General features: G+C 53.7%; 14 protein-coding genes. 3 read left to right on the forward strand and 11 right to left on the reverse strand.

What is annotated here, in order from left to right; genetic code table 11:
• Window positions 1-11: 11 nt before the first annotated feature.
• From amtB to AB182_RS19695, 5 genes are all read right to left on the reverse strand, one after another.
• On the reverse strand, window positions 12-1,301 hold the full coding sequence (gene amtB / locus AB182_RS19675; RefSeq protein WP_047371569.1) for an ammonium transporter AmtB: 1,290 nt from the start codon (window positions 1,299-1,301) through the stop codon (window positions 12-14).
• 29 nt (window positions 1,302-1,330) lie between these two features.
• On the reverse strand, window positions 1,331-1,669 hold the full coding sequence (glnK, locus tag AB182_RS19680; protein WP_002891893.1) for a P-II family nitrogen regulator: 339 nt from the start codon (window positions 1,667-1,669) through the stop codon (window positions 1,331-1,333).
• Window positions 1,670-1,924: 255 nt separating this feature from the next.
• Window positions 1,925-3,703, reverse strand: coding sequence for a SmdB family multidrug efflux ABC transporter permease/ATP-binding protein (locus AB182_RS19685; RefSeq protein ID WP_047371570.1), 1,779 nt, complete (start codon window positions 3,701-3,703; stop codon window positions 1,925-1,927).
• A complete protein-coding gene (locus tag AB182_RS19690) occupies window positions 3,696-5,459 on the reverse strand; it encodes a SmdA family multidrug ABC transporter permease/ATP-binding protein (protein WP_047371571.1) in 1,764 nt (587 codons plus the stop codon). The genes AB182_RS19685 and AB182_RS19690 overlap by 8 nt, the downstream gene beginning before the upstream one ends.
• Window positions 5,460-5,504: 45 nt before the next feature.
• Window positions 5,505-5,963 (reverse strand): Lrp/AsnC family transcriptional regulator, encoded by a 459-nt coding sequence (locus tag AB182_RS19695; protein ID WP_041852490.1) that lies wholly within the window; start codon window positions 5,961-5,963, stop codon window positions 5,505-5,507.
• A 115-nt stretch (window positions 5,964-6,078) separates the two neighbouring features.
• Between AB182_RS19695 and AB182_RS19700 the strand changes: the two genes are divergently transcribed.
• The gene (locus tag AB182_RS19700; RefSeq protein WP_047371572.1) at window positions 6,079-7,125 is read left to right on the forward strand and encodes a PLP-dependent cysteine synthase family protein; all 1,047 of its coding nucleotides are present in this window, start codon (window positions 6,079-6,081) and stop codon (window positions 7,123-7,125) included.
• 39 nt (window positions 7,126-7,164) lie between these two features.
• Here AB182_RS19700 and cof read toward each other — a convergent pair whose 3' ends face one another.
• Entirely contained in the window at window positions 7,165-7,983 is an 819-nt protein-coding gene (gene cof / locus AB182_RS19705) for an HMP-PP phosphatase (protein WP_047371573.1), read from the reverse strand.
• Window positions 7,984-8,080: 97 nt separating this feature from the next.
• Between cof and AB182_RS19710 the strand changes: the two genes are divergently transcribed.
• Both AB182_RS19710 and queC read left to right on the forward strand, forming a co-directional pair.
• Window positions 8,081-9,781, forward strand: coding sequence for an SgrR family transcriptional regulator (locus AB182_RS19710; RefSeq protein WP_047371574.1), 1,701 nt, complete (start codon window positions 8,081-8,083; stop codon window positions 9,779-9,781).
• A gap of 67 nt (window positions 9,782-9,848) precedes the next feature.
• Window positions 9,849-10,544: a 7-cyano-7-deazaguanine synthase QueC gene (gene queC / locus AB182_RS19715; protein ID WP_047371575.1), complete on the forward strand. Its 696-nt coding sequence runs from the start codon at window positions 9,849-9,851 to the stop codon at window positions 10,542-10,544.
• A 246-nt stretch (window positions 10,545-10,790) separates the two neighbouring features.
• On the opposite strand, the gene AB182_RS19720 is transcribed toward queC, so the two are convergent.
• The 5 genes from AB182_RS19720 to lon form a co-directional block, all read right to left on the reverse strand.
• Window positions 10,791-11,198, reverse strand: coding sequence for a YbgC/FadM family acyl-CoA thioesterase (locus AB182_RS19720; protein WP_041852495.1), 408 nt, complete (start codon window positions 11,196-11,198; stop codon window positions 10,791-10,793).
• A 97-nt stretch (window positions 11,199-11,295) separates the two neighbouring features.
• Complete coding sequence (locus AB182_RS19725) at window positions 11,296-11,676, reverse strand: helix-hairpin-helix domain-containing protein (RefSeq protein WP_047371576.1); 381 nt, start codon at window positions 11,674-11,676, stop codon at window positions 11,296-11,298.
• A gap of 144 nt (window positions 11,677-11,820) precedes the next feature.
• On the reverse strand, window positions 11,821-13,695 hold the full coding sequence (gene ppiD, locus AB182_RS19730) for a peptidylprolyl isomerase (protein WP_047371577.1): 1,875 nt from the start codon (window positions 13,693-13,695) through the stop codon (window positions 11,821-11,823).
• Window positions 13,696-13,904: 209 nt separating this feature from the next.
• Window positions 13,905-14,177: a nucleoid-associated protein HU-beta gene (gene hupB / locus AB182_RS19735; protein ID WP_041852498.1), complete on the reverse strand. Its 273-nt coding sequence runs from the start codon at window positions 14,175-14,177 to the stop codon at window positions 13,905-13,907.
• A 210-nt stretch (window positions 14,178-14,387) separates the two neighbouring features.
• Window positions 14,388-16,742 (reverse strand): endopeptidase La, encoded by a 2,355-nt coding sequence (gene lon, locus AB182_RS19740; RefSeq protein WP_047371578.1) that lies wholly within the window; start codon window positions 16,740-16,742, stop codon window positions 14,388-14,390.
• Window positions 16,743-16,752 lie beyond the last annotated feature (10 nt).

Raw genomic sequence — 16,752 nt, forward strand, 5'->3', positions numbered from 1 at the left:
ACTCAGTTCGATCAGGCGTTGTAGGCGTTCTCGCCGTGGCTGTTGACGTCCAGCCCTTCGCGTTCTTGATCTTCCGGAACACGCAGCCCTACGGTCATATCAGCCAGTTTGTAACCGATAAAGGCAACGATACCAGACCATACGATAGTGATGGCGATACTTTCCAACTGTACCAGAACCTGATGACCCATGGTCACGCCTTCGGCATAACCCACGCCGCCCAGAGATGTGGCTGCGAAGATACCCGTCATGATACAACCCACGATACCGCACACGCCATGGACACCGAACACATCGCAAGGGTCGTCAACACGCAGCCAGCGTTTCAGAGCAGTCACACCCCACAGACCTGCCAGACCTGCAACGATACCCACGATCAGCGCGCCACCCACACCAACGTAACCACAAGCCGGGGTGATACCCACGAGGCCGGCAATCGCACCAGAACAGGCGCCCAACAGAGACGGTTTGCCGCGCAGAGCCCACTCACCGAAGACCCAGGAGAGAATCGCGCCCGCTGTTGCCACCACGGTGTTCACGAAAGCCAGACCGGCAATCTCGTTCGCCGCGCTCGCAGAACCCGCGTTGAAGCCAAACCAGCCAAAGTAGAGGATCGCTGTACCGGTAAACACCATCGGCAGGTTGTGCGGTTTAAAGGCTTCTTTACCGAAACCGACACGTTTACCAATCAGGTAAGCCCCCACCAGACCGGCAACGGCGGCGTTAATGTGAACAACAGTACCACCTGCAAAGTCCATTGCGCCATGCGTTGCCAGCAGACCGCCGCCCCATACCATATGTGCAATCGGCACGTAGGAGAGTGTCAGCCATACCACGACGAAAATGAGTACCGCAGAGAAACGGATACGTTCTGCCAGCGCGCCGACAATCAGTCCGACGGTAATGCAGGCAAACGACCCCTGGAACGCAACGTGAATATACTGATAGATGGTGCCCATCAGCGCTTTCAGCTCAATGTTTTTCAGCATCACCCAGTCGAAGCTACCGAAGAAGCTGCCGCCAGTGCCAAAGGCCAGAGAGTAACCGTAAACCACCCACAGTACGCATACCAGCGCGAAGGTAACCGCAACCTGCGTCAGCATAGAAAGAACGTTTTTACCGCGGATTAAACCACCATAGAACAGGGCGATGCCCGGAATTGACATAAACAGCACCAGCGCGGTGCAAATCATCATAAAGGCATTGTCGGCTTTATCGACGACAACCGGATCGGCTGCCATGGCCAGACATGGCAGTAGAGCCAGCGAGGCCAGACCCGCTTTTAATATTGCTTTCTTCATTTACCCATCCCCTCACTGTGTGCCAGGTATTACAGTGCCGCTTCGTCGGCTTCGCCGGTACGAATACGAATGACGCGTTGCAGCTCAGCAACGAAAATTTTGCCGTCGCCAATTTTTCCGGTGTAGGCCGCTTTGCTAATGACATCAATTACTTCATCAAGCTGATCGTCAGCAATCGCCACATCAATCTTCACTTTTGGCAGGAAGTTAACGCTGTACTCCGCACCGCGGTACAACTCAGCGTGCCCTTTCTGACGTCCGAAACCTTTCACTTCGGTCACGGTTAACCCTTGAATACCAATTGAAGACAGCGCTTCACGAACGTCTTCCAGTTTGAATGGTTTAATTACCACGGTAACCAGCTTCATAGATCCCCCTCCAGTCGAAAATCGATAATGGCCGCAGCTAACACGCCAGAGATATTGCAAGCGGTGTGCCAAAATTGAAAAACGGGAAAATTTCAGGTTGTTAAGCCGTAGAAGAAGGTTGTCATAGCGCAGCGATGAAAATGGGAATGGTTCAGATTGTTCCTGGAAAAGAAAAACGCACCACGACAGTGCGTGGTGCGTTACTTTTTTGCACCAACAGCGAATCCTGTTAGTAGCATGCTTAATTTTGGTGCATCAGGCGATTAGCGATTCTTCTCGGACGCTGGCGGCGAGCTCTTCTCCTGCCAGTTGCAATTGGTACATCTGCCAGTAGCGCCCTTTTGCCTCAAGCAGTTGCTGATGCGTACCCCGTTCAACGGCCTGGCCGCGATTGAGAACAAGGATAGTTTCCGCCTCGACAATCGTTGAAAGTCGGTGTGCAATCACGACCAGTGTCGTGTGCTGCCTGACCGCCACCAGCGCCTGCTGAATGGCTTTTTCGGTGCCTGAGTCGATGTTTGCCGTGGCTTCATCCAGAATCAGGATTTGCGGCGTATCAACCAGAACACGGGCCAGCGCCAGCAATTGCTTCTGCCCGACGGAGAGATTATTCCCCTGCTCGCCCAGGCGGGTATAAATCCCTTCCGGCATGTCACGCGCCAGCCCGGCCAGTTGTACAACCTCCAGCGCATGCCAGACCTGCTCCTCTGAAATATCGCGCCCAAGCGTAACGTTGGCGAAGAAGGTATCCGCCATCACCACCGGGTCTTGCTGCACCATCGCCACCCCTTTACGCAATGTGCTGTGGCTCAGCGCGGACAGCGGTCGGCCATCCAGACGAATTTCCCCTTTGGTCAGCGGATAATACCCCATGAGCAGGCTTGCGAGCGTGCTTTTACCGCTGCCGGTATGCCCCACGAGGGCCACAAAGCTGCGGGGAGGGACATTCAGGCTTATATCCTGTAGTACCAGACTGTCATCGCGATAAGCAAACGAGACATCGTTAATCTCAATCGCTCCGCTTTTTAACGGCTCATCGTCATAACCATAAGTCTGGCGTGGACAGTCCATCAACTCAAAGACACGCTCCCCGGCTACTACCGCCTGCTGGAGCATCGACTGCTGGGTCGTCAGCTCAATTAACGGCTCATTCAGGCGGCCAAGGTAGCTAATAAAGGCATACAACACCCCCACTTCCATCGTGCCAGCCGAGCTAAAACCAAACAGCATTAACAGGCCACACAGCACCAGCGCGGAAAACAGGCTCAGTAAGGGACGCAACAGGAAGCCGTCGAGGCGTAGCGTCTGCATTCGCGCCAGATAATGGGAACGGCTTGCCGACCCCATGCGCTCACCAAATCGCGCCTGCTGGCGAAACTGCTGAATTACGCTCATCCCATTGATGATTTCGTTGAAACCATCGTTGATATCGGCCAGATAGGCCCGCATGCGGCGTACAATCGGCGTGCTGTAACGCTGATAAATCAACATCACGATGATCACAGCCGGGAAGATGCAAATCGCGACAAGCGCCATGCGCCAGTCGAGGCTGAACATCGCCACCAGCATTGCGCCAATCAGTGCCGCACTGCGCAATACCGTCGCCACCACCGTCACATAGAGATCGCGGATCACTTCGGTATCGTTGGTCACTCGTGAAATGATCTGCCCGACAGGCTGGGTATCGAACGCGCTCAGCGGCTGTCGCAACGCGGCATCCATCACGTCGGTACGCAACCGCTGCACCACGCCGACGGCGGCCTGGTTAAACAGTAACGCCTGGGCATAATGCAGCCCGGCCGCCAGCATCTGCAGGCCAATATAGGCCACGACCATTCCCGCCACCAGACCAACAGGCAGATAGCTCCTGGCCACCATATTATCGATAAAGTAGCTGATTAGCGCCGGACCGGACACTTCCGCCGCCGCCGCAACCCACAGCATCACGACGGCTTTTGTCAGTGGTTTACGCCACGGGGAACCGTAAACCAGCAGACGTTTCAGGGTGGGCCACTGCTGCACAAACTTACGCATCAACCGCCTCCTCAGGGGCGTCATCCAGCGCCGCTTCCAGTTGCTGATAGCGATACATATCGCGATACCAGCCGGGCTGACGCGCAAGCTGTTCATGCTGTCCGCGCTGCCCGATATGTCCATGCTGCATCACTAAAATCTCACTGGCTTCCGTGAGCGCCGACAGGCGATGGGCACTGATAATCACCGTACGCCCCTCCCCCCATTGACGCAGGTTGTGCAAAATCTGATGCTCGGTGCGGCCATCCACGGCAGAGAGCGCATCATCCAAGAGCAAAATCTCTGCATTGAGCAACAGCGCTCGCGCAATAGAGATACGCTGCTTTTGCCCGCCGGAGAGCATCACGCCACGCTCGCCAACTTCGGTATCGTAGCCATGCGGCAGTCGCAAAATATCCTCATGTACGCTGGCCAGTCGCGCCACATGTTCAATCTCTTCCTGCGTCGCGCCAGGTTTGCCCAGCGCAATATTACTGGCGACAGTATCGGAAAACAGGAACGGTGTCTGATTCACCACCGCCAGGCGGCTACGCCAGTCATCAAGTTTCAGTTGCGTCAGCGGCACCCCATGGAAACGAATGTCCCCTTGTTCAACATCAAAATGGCGTTGAATCAGCGACAGCAAGGTGGATTTACCCGCCCCCGTTGGCCCGCAAATCCCTAACATCTGGCCAGGTAACAGAGAGACGTTCACATTCGACAAAATCGGATGTGTCGTTTGCGGATAAGTAAACTCACGAATCGCAATCTGCAGGCTACCGCGCCCTTCCGGAACCGGTTCAGTACCGTCGGTGACAACCGGTGCTTCCGCCAGCATGTCGCGGATACGGCTATAAGCGGCGCTACCGCGCTCAACAATGTTAAACATCCAGGCCAGCGCCAGCATCGGCCAAATCATTAATCCAAGATACATGGTGAAGCTGGTGAGCTGCCCCAGTGTGAGCGAGCCCTGAATCACCATCCAACTCCCGCCGCCAATCGCCAGCAAATTTGCCATACCGATAGCAATATAAATGGTCGGATCAAAACGGGCGTCGACGCGGGCTACACGCATGTTTTTCGCCCCGGTATCAGCCGCTTCGGCGGCAAACAGCGCCGACTGCCTGTCTTCCAGACCAAACGCCTTGATCATGCGAATGCTGGTCATGCTTTCCTGGGTACGATCGTTAAGCGAGGAGAACGCCGCCTGCGCCAGCTTGAAGCGCTGATGCAACTGGTCACCGTAACGCTTAATAAAAATGGCCATAATCGGCATGGGTAACAGGGAAAGCAGCGTCAATTGCCAGCTAATCTGCGTGGACATCACCACCAGCACCACACAGCCCATCACCAGTGAATCCACCAGCGTAAGCACACCTTCCCCGGCGGCGAACACCACCCGGTCAACGTCATTCGTGGCGCGCGCCATTAAATCACCGGTACGGTGGCGCAGATAAAATTCCGGATGCTGGCGACTGAGCTGGCGGTAAAAATCTTCGCGTAGCTCGACAGCAAGTTGATACGACGCGCCAAACAACCAGACGCGCCAGACATAACGCAGCAGGTAGATGACGATAGCAATTAGCACCAGCGCACCTACCCACATCATGACCTGCGACGAGGTAAAGTGCTGGCGGGTAACGCCGTCGACAATGATCCCCACCACCTTAGGTGGGACGAGTTGTAAAATCGCAATAATGATAAGCAGGCCTACAGCACCGAGATAACGTCGCCACTCCCGGCGAAAGTACCAGCTTAACTGAGCAAATAATCGCACGCGGTTACATCCTGAACGTGATTTTTCCGGCTACCGCCGGGAGGGTTATTCAATGGGCAAAGCCGTGGTGTATTTAATCTGTTCCATCGCAAAACTGGATGTCACATCGGACAAGCCAGGCACACTATTAACCAGTTTTTTGTAGAAGTCGTCATAACGTTTCATGTCCGCAACCTGAACGCGTAACAGGTAATCATACTCCCCCGCCATACGCCAGAATCCCAAAACTTCCGGCATTTCCGAGACTACAGCGGTGAAACGACAATACCAGTCGCTGCTGTGATGCTGGGTTTTGATCAGCACAAATGCGGTCAGACTCAGGCCAAGTTTCTCCGCATCCAGCACGGCCACGCGCCCGAGAAGGATGCCCTCCTCCTCCAGCCGCTTTAGACGTTTCCAGCATGGCGTGCTGGTCAGATTAACGGCATCTGCCAGCGCCTGCAAAGAGAGTGTGCAGTCCTGCTGGAGCAAAGAAAGCAACTTACGATCTATTTTATCTAGCATTACGTCTTCCAGGAGAAAATTTTTCTCTTAACAGTCTATTTCAAAGTTTAAATGGCAACAATTTTTCCTGCATTTTCCGCTAATCTGGGCACAAAATGATAAATGGAAATGATGTATGAACAGTGACTGGGTTAAGCATGCTATTAACGAAATCAATGCCGATTATCAGCGCTCTGCGGACACGCACCTGATCCGTCTCGCACTGCCTGCTTTTCCCGGCATTCGGCTCTATTTGAAAGATGAGAGTACACATCCAACCGGAAGTCTCAAACATCGTCTGGCGCGTTCGCTCTTTCTCTATGGTCTTTGCAACGGCTGGATTAAAGAAGGCACCACCATTATTGAAGCGTCATCCGGCTCAACGGCAGTCTCAGAAGCTTATTTTGCCCGTCTGCTGGGGTTACCGTTTATTGCCGTTATGCCCTATTGCACAGCCAAACGAAAAGTCGAGCAGATTGAATTTTACGGGGGTCGCTGTCACTTCGTGGAGAGCGCCTGCGAGATTTATGCGGCCTCAGAAATGCTGGCTCGCGAGCTGAACGGCCATTATATGGATCAGTTTACCTATGCCGAGCGCGCCACCGACTGGCGGGGTAATAACAACATTGCAGACAGCATTTTTCGCCAGATGAAAAACGAGCCGCATCCGGTGCCGGACTATATCGTCATGAGTGCCGGGACGGGCGGCACATCGGCAACTATCGGGCGTTATATTCGTTGCCAGGGCTACAGCACTGAACTGATGGTGGTAGATCCAGAAAACTCGGTGTTTCTCGATTTCTGGCAAACCCGCGAGGCAGGGCTACGCTCTGCGGTGGGGAGTAAAATTGAAGGGATTGGCCGACCACGCGTTGAACCGTCATTTATTCCTGATGTCGTGGACGAGATGCTGAGGGTACCCGATGTTGCCAGCGTGGCGACGGCCCAATGGCTGGAAACACAATTGGGCCGTCGGGTTGGCGCATCGACCGGCACTAATATGTGGGGAGCATTACAACTGGCGTCGCGTATGCGCGACGAGGGGCGGAGCGGATCTATCGTGACCCTGTTGTGTGACAGTGGCGATCGTTATCTTGATACCTACTACAACCCGCTGTGGGTTGAAGCCAACATCGGCGATGTTCGCCCATGGCAGGAAGAAATTAACGCGCTGGTGAAATAAAAAAGCCAGGTATTTAACCTGGCTGCTGGAAAGATCTCATCATTCGGGGGAATAAGGAAGATTAGGTGTATCCAGCCAATGCGTTAAGAAGTGCGATACGGCCTGATCGCGGCAGTGTCCGATAACCGGTAAGTGTGGAAGCGCGGCGCGCAACTGTGGCATGGCATTTCCCATGATCATGCCGCGCCCTACACTTGCCAGCATCTCTCTGTCATTCATGGCGTCGCCAAACGCCATACAATCCTGCATCGGCACGCCCAACCGCGAGCTGAGCATGGCCAACGCCGACCCTTTGTTGCAACCGAGCGGTAATACCTCCAGACAATAAGACGCGGAAAAGCATAAATTAGCGCGTCCGCCTGACGCCTCATTAAGCTGGATGCGCAGGCGGCACAGGTCGTCATGTTCTCCCACAAAACAGACTTTGGTCACGTCATGGGCAGGCAGCCGCTTTAGATCCACCAACTGGTAAGTAAACCCGCTGTAGATATGTTCGTCCAACGCCTCCGGGACAGGTTTATCCGTCATCCAGCCGTCATCGTTAAACACATGGATGCAGGCTTGCGTATCCCATTTGCTGTGAAGTATCAGTTCAGCCACTTCGGGATCAAGATCCTGGCGATGTAAAAGCTCCCCATCCAGAGAATGGACGCGTGTGCCGTTACCGGTTATCAAAAAAGCGTCCAGCGCGAGAATGTCGATAAGTTTGCGCATCTCCAGCGCATGCCTGCCGGTCGCAAAAGTGAGAGTAATGTCGCGTTCACGCAAACGGCGTAACGTTGCCACCGTTTGCTCACCAAGGCGGTGATCGGGCATGAGCAAAGTACCGTCCATATCAAAAGCAGCCAGCCGGGCCATATTTCATCTCCAGATGTGATGCCGTGTATTGCGCAGAAGTATTGCTTGATATATACGGAAGTAATAGTGAGCAGATAGAGATAATTGTTCCGGGTTTATGCGACTTCTTAACCGACTCAATCAATACCAGCGCCTCTGGAAGGTCTCATCAGGCGAAGCGCAACAGGTCAGCGTGGCAGAACTTGCCACACGCTGTTTTTGCAGCGAACGCCATATGCGTACGCTGTTACGTCAAATGCAGCAAGCAGACTGGCTGCACTGGGACTCCCGTTCCGGCCGGGGTAAACGTGCGGCGTTACAGTTTTTGCGCACGCCGGAATCCTTGCGCCAGGAGATGATGGAGCAGGCGCTTAATGAGGGTCAGCAACAAAATGCGCTGGCGCTGGCGCAGCTCGCACCGGAAGATTTGCGCATCTTACTGAACCCCTTCCTCGGCGGGCTCTGGCAAAACGACACCCCGACGTTGCGCATTCCTTACTACCGTCCCCTGGAGCCGCTACGCCAGGGGTTCTTACCCGGCCGGGCGGAACAGCATCTTGCCGGACAAATCTTTTCTGGCCTGACGCGTTTCGTTAACGATAGCTTTTTACCGCAGGGCGATTTGGCACATCACTGGGATATTAGCGAGGACAAGCTGCGTTGGCGGTTTCATATTCGCACGACGCTGCACTGGCACAACGGCGATGTTGTGGATATTCGCCAGTTACAAACGCGCTTTATGCTACTCCTTGAGCTGCCCGCTTTACGGACACTTTTCGCCAGCGTCAAAAGCGTGGAGGCCACCCATTCCCATTGTCTGACATTCTCGCTGCACCATCCGGATTTCTGGCTGGCGCACCGGCTTGCCAGCTATGCCACCACGCTGGCGCATCCGCAAATGCCGCTTATCGGTACCGGGCCGTTCCGTCTTACCTCATTCAGTAATGACCTGGTCAGGCTGGAAAGTCATGAGCAGTACCACCTCACCCATCCCTTATTGAAAGCTGTGGAGTTCTGGATTACACCGCAGCTTTTTGAGCAGAATCTCGGGACCAGTTGTCGTCATCCTGTGCAGATTGCGATTGGCGAACCCGATGAGCTCGTGCACCTGCAGCCCGTGAGTAACAGTGTCAGCCTGGGGTTTTGTTATCTGACACAGCGTATTGGCGCAAATCTCACTCCGGCACAATCACGGCGGCTTGTGCAGATCATCCATCAGACGTCGTTGCTGGACACGCTGCCATTGGATGAAAACCTCATTACGCCCAGTAAAGAGCTACTCCCTGGCTGGACGATTCCACAGTGGCCGCCGGATGAGAGTGTTGAGCTACCGTCCAGGTTAACCCTGCTTTACCATCTGCCAGTGGAGTTACACACCATGGCACAACAGTTCAAACATTATCTGGCCGCGCTCGGTTGCGAAGTTACGCTGATCTTTCATGATGCGAAGACCTGGGATGGGTGCAGTGCACTGGCACAGGCGGATTTAATGATGGGGGACAGGCTGATTGGCGAAGCCCCGGAGTATGCCCTGGAACAGTGGCTGCGCTGCGATCCGGTCTGGCCCAATGTACTCAGCCGCGCGCAATTTTCTCATTTGCAGGCGACGCTCGATGCCGTGCAAAGCGTGCCGGATGAAACTGCACGTAGCGAGGCGTTGCAGGCGGTATTCAGCCATCTGATGGATAAGGCCATACTGACACCGCTGTTTAATTATCAGTATCGCATTAGCGCCCCCCCTGGCGTGGAAGGCATTCGACTGAACACTCGTGGCTGGTTTGATTTTACTCAGGCCTGGCTACCGGCCCCGGCGCGGTGAAGAAGCTGGTCGAGGCAATCCGCACGCGCTACCATAGCGCCTTTATGAATGAATACCGGGATTCCTTATGAAACGTGCCGTAGTCGTGTTCAGTGGCGGGCAAGACTCTACAACCTGTCTGATTCAGGCGTTGCAACAATACGATGAAGTGCATTGTGTCACCTTCGATTATGGTCAGCGTCATCGTGCGGAAATCGATGTGGCGCGCGAACTGGTGTTACAGTCAGGCGCCCGAGCGCATAAAGTCCTTGATGTGACGTTACTGAATGAACTGGCGGTCAGTAGCCTGACACGCGACAGCATCCCGGTGCCGGATTATCAGCCTGATGCCAGTGGTATCCCGAATACGTTCGTGCCCGGGCGCAATATTCTGTTTTTAACCCTGACGGCGATTTATGCGTATCAGGTGCAGGCCGAGGCAGTGATTACCGGCGTTTGCGAAACCGACTTTTCGGGTTATCCGGACTGCCGTGACGAATTTGTCAAAGCCCTGAACCATGCGGTGAATCTGGGCATGGCGAAAGACATTCGCTTTGAAACGCCACTGATGTGGATAGACAAAGCCGAAACCTGGGCGCTGGCCGATTACTGGGGCAAGCTGGAACTGGTGCGCAATGAGACGCTGACCTGCTATAACGGCATCAAAGGCGATGGCTGTGGACACTGTGCCGCCTGTAACCTGCGGGCGAATGGTCTGCGCCACTACCTGGCCGATAAGGCCGGGGTGATGGCTGCCATGAAAAAGAAAACCGGGTTGAAGTAACGCACCCTTCTGGTTTCCCGGGTGCGCTGCGCTTACCCGGGCTACCTGCTGTGCGGCCAGGTGTCCTCTCCACGGAGAGAGGGAGCAAACACTAAAAATATTGCCGTTTTGCTTTTACTGATCTGGGCTAACGTCTCGGTCGACATTCCCGGGTCCGCTTACCCTGGCTACATTGTGTATCCACTGTGATAATCGCGTCGCCCGGATAAGGCATTTGTGCCGCATCCGGGTGAGTTTGCTGTAGTGTCACGCCTCTTCGCGGATCATCTCCTCCAGCCTTTCACGTAACTCCCCTTCCAGCGCCAGCGCCTTTTGCGTTTTCAGATCGATACACACAAAGGTCACCAGTGCGTCGGCTACCACTTCGCCTCCAGGCTCCAGCGTCACGACCTGACTAAGCACGCCGCTTCGTCCATTAATCTGTTTAACGTGGCTGGTCACGGTCAGACGATCGCCCAGCACGGCAGGTCGACGGTAGTTGATATTGATGTTGACGACCACGAACGCGATGTTGTTCGTCGTCATCCACTTAAAGTTTTCATTGTTTTCCAGCCCATCCCAACGCGCTTCTTCCAGGAATTCCAGATAACGGGCATTGTTCACATGCTGATAGACATCGAGGTGATAACCACGAACTTTGATCTGAGTCTGCATAGCGCTTTAACCTTCACTTTTGTTATAGGAACAGAGGCCATAACTGGTATGACCTCTTTAGTCTGGCAAAATTTCGCGACTACGCAAGCCCCATCTTTTACAGCGTCAGGTTTCCGAGGTTGCGTTCAACAAGCGCGCTCCCCATACCAGGCACCTGCTTGAGATCGTCCAGGGTTTTAAACGGCCCGTATTCTTGCCGGTAGCTGACTATCGCCTGGGCTTTTTTCATTCCCACGCCATTCATCACCCGCGCCAGATCCTCGGCGCTGGCCGTGTTAATGCTGACTCTGGTGCCATCCTCGTCGGCACTTTTTACCGCGTCAGGTGTTTTGGCCACCGGCGTCGCGCCATTATCGGCTTTAGTTTGTACTGCAGGGGCTTTGGCGCCAGTATCGGCAGGGGCCGCCAGCGTATTATGGCTAATGCCAGCGCAGGCAAAAGACAGGGTTAGTAGAAGTGCTTTGATTCCATGTTTCATGCTGTTTCTCCTTGGTGTTTAACAACGACGCTACGATAAACAAGCGGGGAAAACGGTACAAATGGCGGATGACAAATGTGGAAAAGGCCGCGAAAGCGGCCTTTTGAATTGCAAAGCATTGCAATATTTGTGGGAGGCGTCTCGTTATTCCTGCTGTTCCATAATGGCGCCAAGTTTAATTTTGGCCTCTTTACGCAGGTTGGTCATCAGTGCCTCGAAAGCAATCTGGGCATTGTTCTGGGTAATTCCCTGAACCATCGCTTTCTTCTGATCGTCCGGCATAGTACCGGCTTTTACTTCATCCAACGCCAGAATCGCGACATTGCCCTGAGCATCGTTCGCTACGCCATAACCCGGTTTGTCTTTCTCCGGCAGCGGCAGGCTAAATGCGGCCTGGCTAATCGGATCCTGACCGGTACGGGTCAATGTTTTGGCTGCACCAAAGCTTAACCCTGCGGCTTTCAGCGCATCGTCGCCTTTACCCGCTTTCAGTTCAGCGATCAGCTTGTCAGCATCCAGTTTGGCCTGCTGCTCCGCTTTGTTGTGCTTAACGATATCACTGACCTGAGCTTTAACCTCTTCCAGTGGCTTGATCGCTTCTGCTTTATGCTCGCTCACACGCAGCACAAAGGCACGGTCACCATCGACAGTAATAATGTCAGAGTTACTGCCTGGCGCACCGTTCACCCCGACCAGACCACCATCAAAGATAGCATTGGCAACCGGTTTAAAATTGAGTTCTTGCGGCAGGCTGTCACGGCTAAACCAGCCGGTTTCAACGGCTTTTGTCCCGGCGACTTGCTCAGCGCCCGCCAGAGATTCATTATCGTTGCTTGCAGCTTCGCTCACCTTCTGTTGCAGAGCATACCAGGCATCCAGCGCCTTATCCTGCTTCACTTTCGCGGCGATCTCATCGTGCACTTCGCTCAGCGGTTTCGCTTTTGCAGGCTGAATGTCGTCAAGGCGCACCACCAGGAAGCCAACGGAAGATTTGATCACGCCTGACAGTTGGCCTTTGTCTTTCAGGCCCGAATTTTTCAGTTCGTCAGGTGTGGTGGCCGGCTCCAGCCACCCCATATCACCACCGTTGCGGGCAGAGATGATGTCAGTAGATTTTTCTTTCGCCAGTGCGGCAAAATCAGCCCCTTTGCTCAGCGCGTCCAGTACGGCTTTCGCATCATCTTCCGTTTTAGTCTGAATCACGCTGTAGCGATTACGCTGCGGCTGCGTGAACTGATCCATATGCTGATCATAGTAAGACTGAATATCCGCGTCGCTGACGTTCTGCTGCATATTGGCCGCATCCAGCTTGATATAGCTGACGCGGAACTGCTCAGGGGAGACAAAGCGGGTTTTGTTCTGCTCATAGAAACCGGCGATCTCCTGGTCGCTTACGCTCTGTTTTGTCGCCAGCGCATTTACGTCGATCAGCGCCTGGCGCACAACGCGCTGTTGGGAAACCAGCGCCGCCAGCTCGTCCGTCTCACCTTTCAGCATAAAATCAGTGCCGGCAACTGCGTTGATCAGTTGCTGAGAGGTCAACTGATTGCGCAGCGCTTGTGCATACTGGTCCGCACTCATACCCATCTGGTTGACGATACCGTTGAAACGGTCGTTATCGAATTTACCGTTGGTCTGGAAAGCCTGAGTGGAGAAAATCGCTTTCTTAACCTGCTCATCGCTGATGCCCAGGTGCAGGTTATGCGCGTACTGATCCAGCAATGCTTCGTCAATAAGACGGTTCAGCACCTGCTGACGCATAGATTTGATGTAGTTTTCATTCGCGGCCAGCTCTGAGAACTGGTCACCCAGTTGCTGCTGCATACGATTACGTTCACTGGCAACCGCATTTTCGAATTGCGCGCGACCAATCTCCTGGTCATTAACCTTTGCGGCATAATTATTGTTACCGCCAATAAGGTAGCTACTGACGCCGGTCAAAATGAACGACACGATAATGACGCCGAAAATGATCTTGAGCACGATGCTGTTTGCTGCCGTGCGTAAATTGTCCATCATGGTGTAACAACACTCCGCTGTAGGTGACTGTAGACCTCGCGCAGTCACTCAGTTTCCCGACGCTGCGTATAGGGTCGTATTTTGACAAGAAAAGGGGGCAATTGTCAGCCCACAACTCGCAGAAACTCAGATAAGAGTGACTGAATAAATAAAAAAGGCACATCTCTCGATGCGCCCTTGTACTTTTCACCTTCCCACCGGGAAAGCGATCAGTTAACCGCGTCTTTCAGTGCCTTGCCTGCGCGGAAGCCCGGAACCTTAGCTGCGGCGATAGTGATTTCTTTACCGGTCTGAGGGTTGCGGCCTGTACGCGCAGCACGCTCTTTAACGGCAAAGGTACCAAAACCTACCAGCGCTACATCGTCCCCTTCTTTCAGAGATTCAGTAACAGAAGCAATTAAAGCATCTAACGCACGTCCAGCAGCCGCTTTAGAGATGTCAGCTCCCGCGGCAATCTTGTCTATCAGTTGAGATTTATTCACTCTTCTCTTCCTCTCTTTATAATTTATATCGCGCCTGAGTCCTTCACAGCGCGACCGCGCAGCAGTTATATCAGGCCTGTCATGCCCTTACAACACCAGTTGTTGATGACACACCCAACCAGCAATCTAAATTAGCTATACAAAAAAAGGCTGGCAAGTCCGAAATGCCTTACCAGCCTTGTTTTTATCAACGCTCTTTGCGCGAGGTCACTATTTTGCGGTCGCGACCTGCATACCAAAGGGTTCGTTTTGTAGTGCCAGCGCCAGAACCTCATCAATGCGCTTAACCGGATGGATGTCCAGATCAGCGATGACGTTTTCCGGAATTTCCTCAAGATCGCGCTTGTTCTCATAAGGAATCAGCACGGTTTTGATCCCGCCACGGTGTGCCGCCAGCAGTTTTTCTTTCAGACCACCAATCGGCAGTACCTGACCACGCAGGGTAATTTCCCCTGTCATCGCCACATCAGCACGTACCGGGTTGCCGGTCAGGCAAGAAACCAGCGCAGTACACATCGCGATACCGGCGCTCGGGCCGTCTTTCGGCGTAGCCCCTTCCGGTACGTGAACATGGATATCGCGTTTTTCGTAGAAATCTCCGTTAATGCCGAGTTTTTCAGCACGAGCACGCACCACGGTCAGTGCTGCCTGGATGGATTCCTGCATGACTTCACCCAACGAACCGGTATAGGTCAGCTTGCCTTTACCTGGTACACACGCGGTTTCGATGGTCAGCAGGTCACCGCCGACTTCGGTCCACGCCAGTCCGGTTACCTGGCCCACACGGTTTTCATCATCCGCACGGCCATAGTCATAGCGCTGAACACCCAGGTAATCGTGCAGGTTGTCACCGTTAATCTCGATATGTTTCAACGAGGGATCCAGCAGCAGCTGTTTCACGGCTTTACGGCACAATTTAGAGATTTCGCGCTCAAGGCTACGCACGCCCGCTTCACGGGTGTAATAACGGATGATGCCGACAATGGCGCTGTCATCCACGGTCAGTTCTGTCGGTTTCAGCGCATTGCGTTCGATCTGTTTCGTCAGCAGATGCTGTTTCGCGATATTCAGTTTCTCATCTTCCGTGTAACCGGAAAGACGAATCACTTCCATACGATCAAGCAGCGGTGCCGGAATGTTCATGGAGTTAGACGTCGCGACAAACATAACATCGCTGAGATCGTAATCCACTTCCAGATAGTGATCGCTAAATGCAACGTTCTGTTCCGGATCAAGCACTTCTAACAGTGCAGATGCCGGATCGCCACGCATGTCCGAGGACATTTTGTCGATCTCATCAAGCAGGAATAAGGGGTTTTTAACGCCCACTTTCGCCATCTTCTGGATCAGTTTGCCCGGCATAGAACCGATATAGGTACGACGATGACCGCGAATTTCCGCTTCGTCACGCACGCCGCCCAGCGCCATACGGATGTACTTACGCCCGGTCGCTTTGGCGATAGACTGCCCCAGAGAGGTTTTACCTACCCCTGGCGGTCCAACCAGACACAGGATTGGGCCTTTGAGTTTGTTCATGCGGCTCTGCACCGCGAGATACTCAAGAATGCGGTCTTTGACGCGCTCAAGGCCATAGTGGTCGGTATCGAGCACTTCCTGCGCCTGACGCAGATCTTTTTTCACTTTGCTGCGCGCATACCACGGAACCTGAATCATCCACTCGATATAACCACGGACCACTGTGGCTTCCGCAGACATCGGAGACATCATTTTCAGTTTCTGCAGCTCGGCTTCGGCCTTTTCTTTTGCCTCTTTTGGCATTTTGGCCGCGTCGATTTTGCGTTTCAGCGCTTCGTTTTCATCCGGCGCGTCATCCATCTCGCCGAGTTCTTTCTGAATGGCCTTCATCTGCTCGTTCAGATAGTACTCGCGCTGGGATTTTTCCATCTGTTTTTTGACGCGATTGCGGATTCGTTTCTCGACCTGCAGGAGATCGATTTCCGATTCCATCATCGCCATCAGATATTCCAGACGTTCGTTAACGTCGGACATCTCCAGTACGGACTGTTTGTCGGCCAGCTTCAATGGCATATGCGCGGCAATGGTATCGGCCAGGCGCGCAGGGTCGTCAATGCTGTTGAGCGAAGTCAGTACTTCCGGTGGAATTTTTTTATTGAGCTTGATATAGCCTTCAAACTGGCTGATGGCAGTGCGTACCAGCACTTCCTGCTCGCGCTCATCAATGGCCGGGGAATCGAGGTATTCCGCTTTAGCCGTGAAATGTTCGCCATTATCCGACAGCGTGGTAATGCGCGCGCGCTGCAGACCTTCCACCAGCACTTTAACCGTGCCGTCAGGCAGTTTCAGCATCTGCAGAATAGAGGCCACGGTCCCGACGGTGAAAAGATCGTTTACACCCGGCTCATCCGTTGACGCTTCTTTCTGCGCAACCAGCATGATTTTTTTATCATGGTCCATGGCCGCTTCAAGACAACGGATAGATTTTTCCCGCCCAACAAACAGGGGTATGACCATGTGCGGATAAACCACCACATCGCGCAACGGCAATACGGGGATTTCAATGCGTTCAGAACGCTCAGGATTCATAGAGCTCTCT

It is taken from the genome of Phytobacter ursingii (assembly GCF_001022135.1).
GTDB lineage: Bacteria > Pseudomonadota > Gammaproteobacteria > Enterobacterales > Enterobacteriaceae > Phytobacter > Phytobacter ursingii.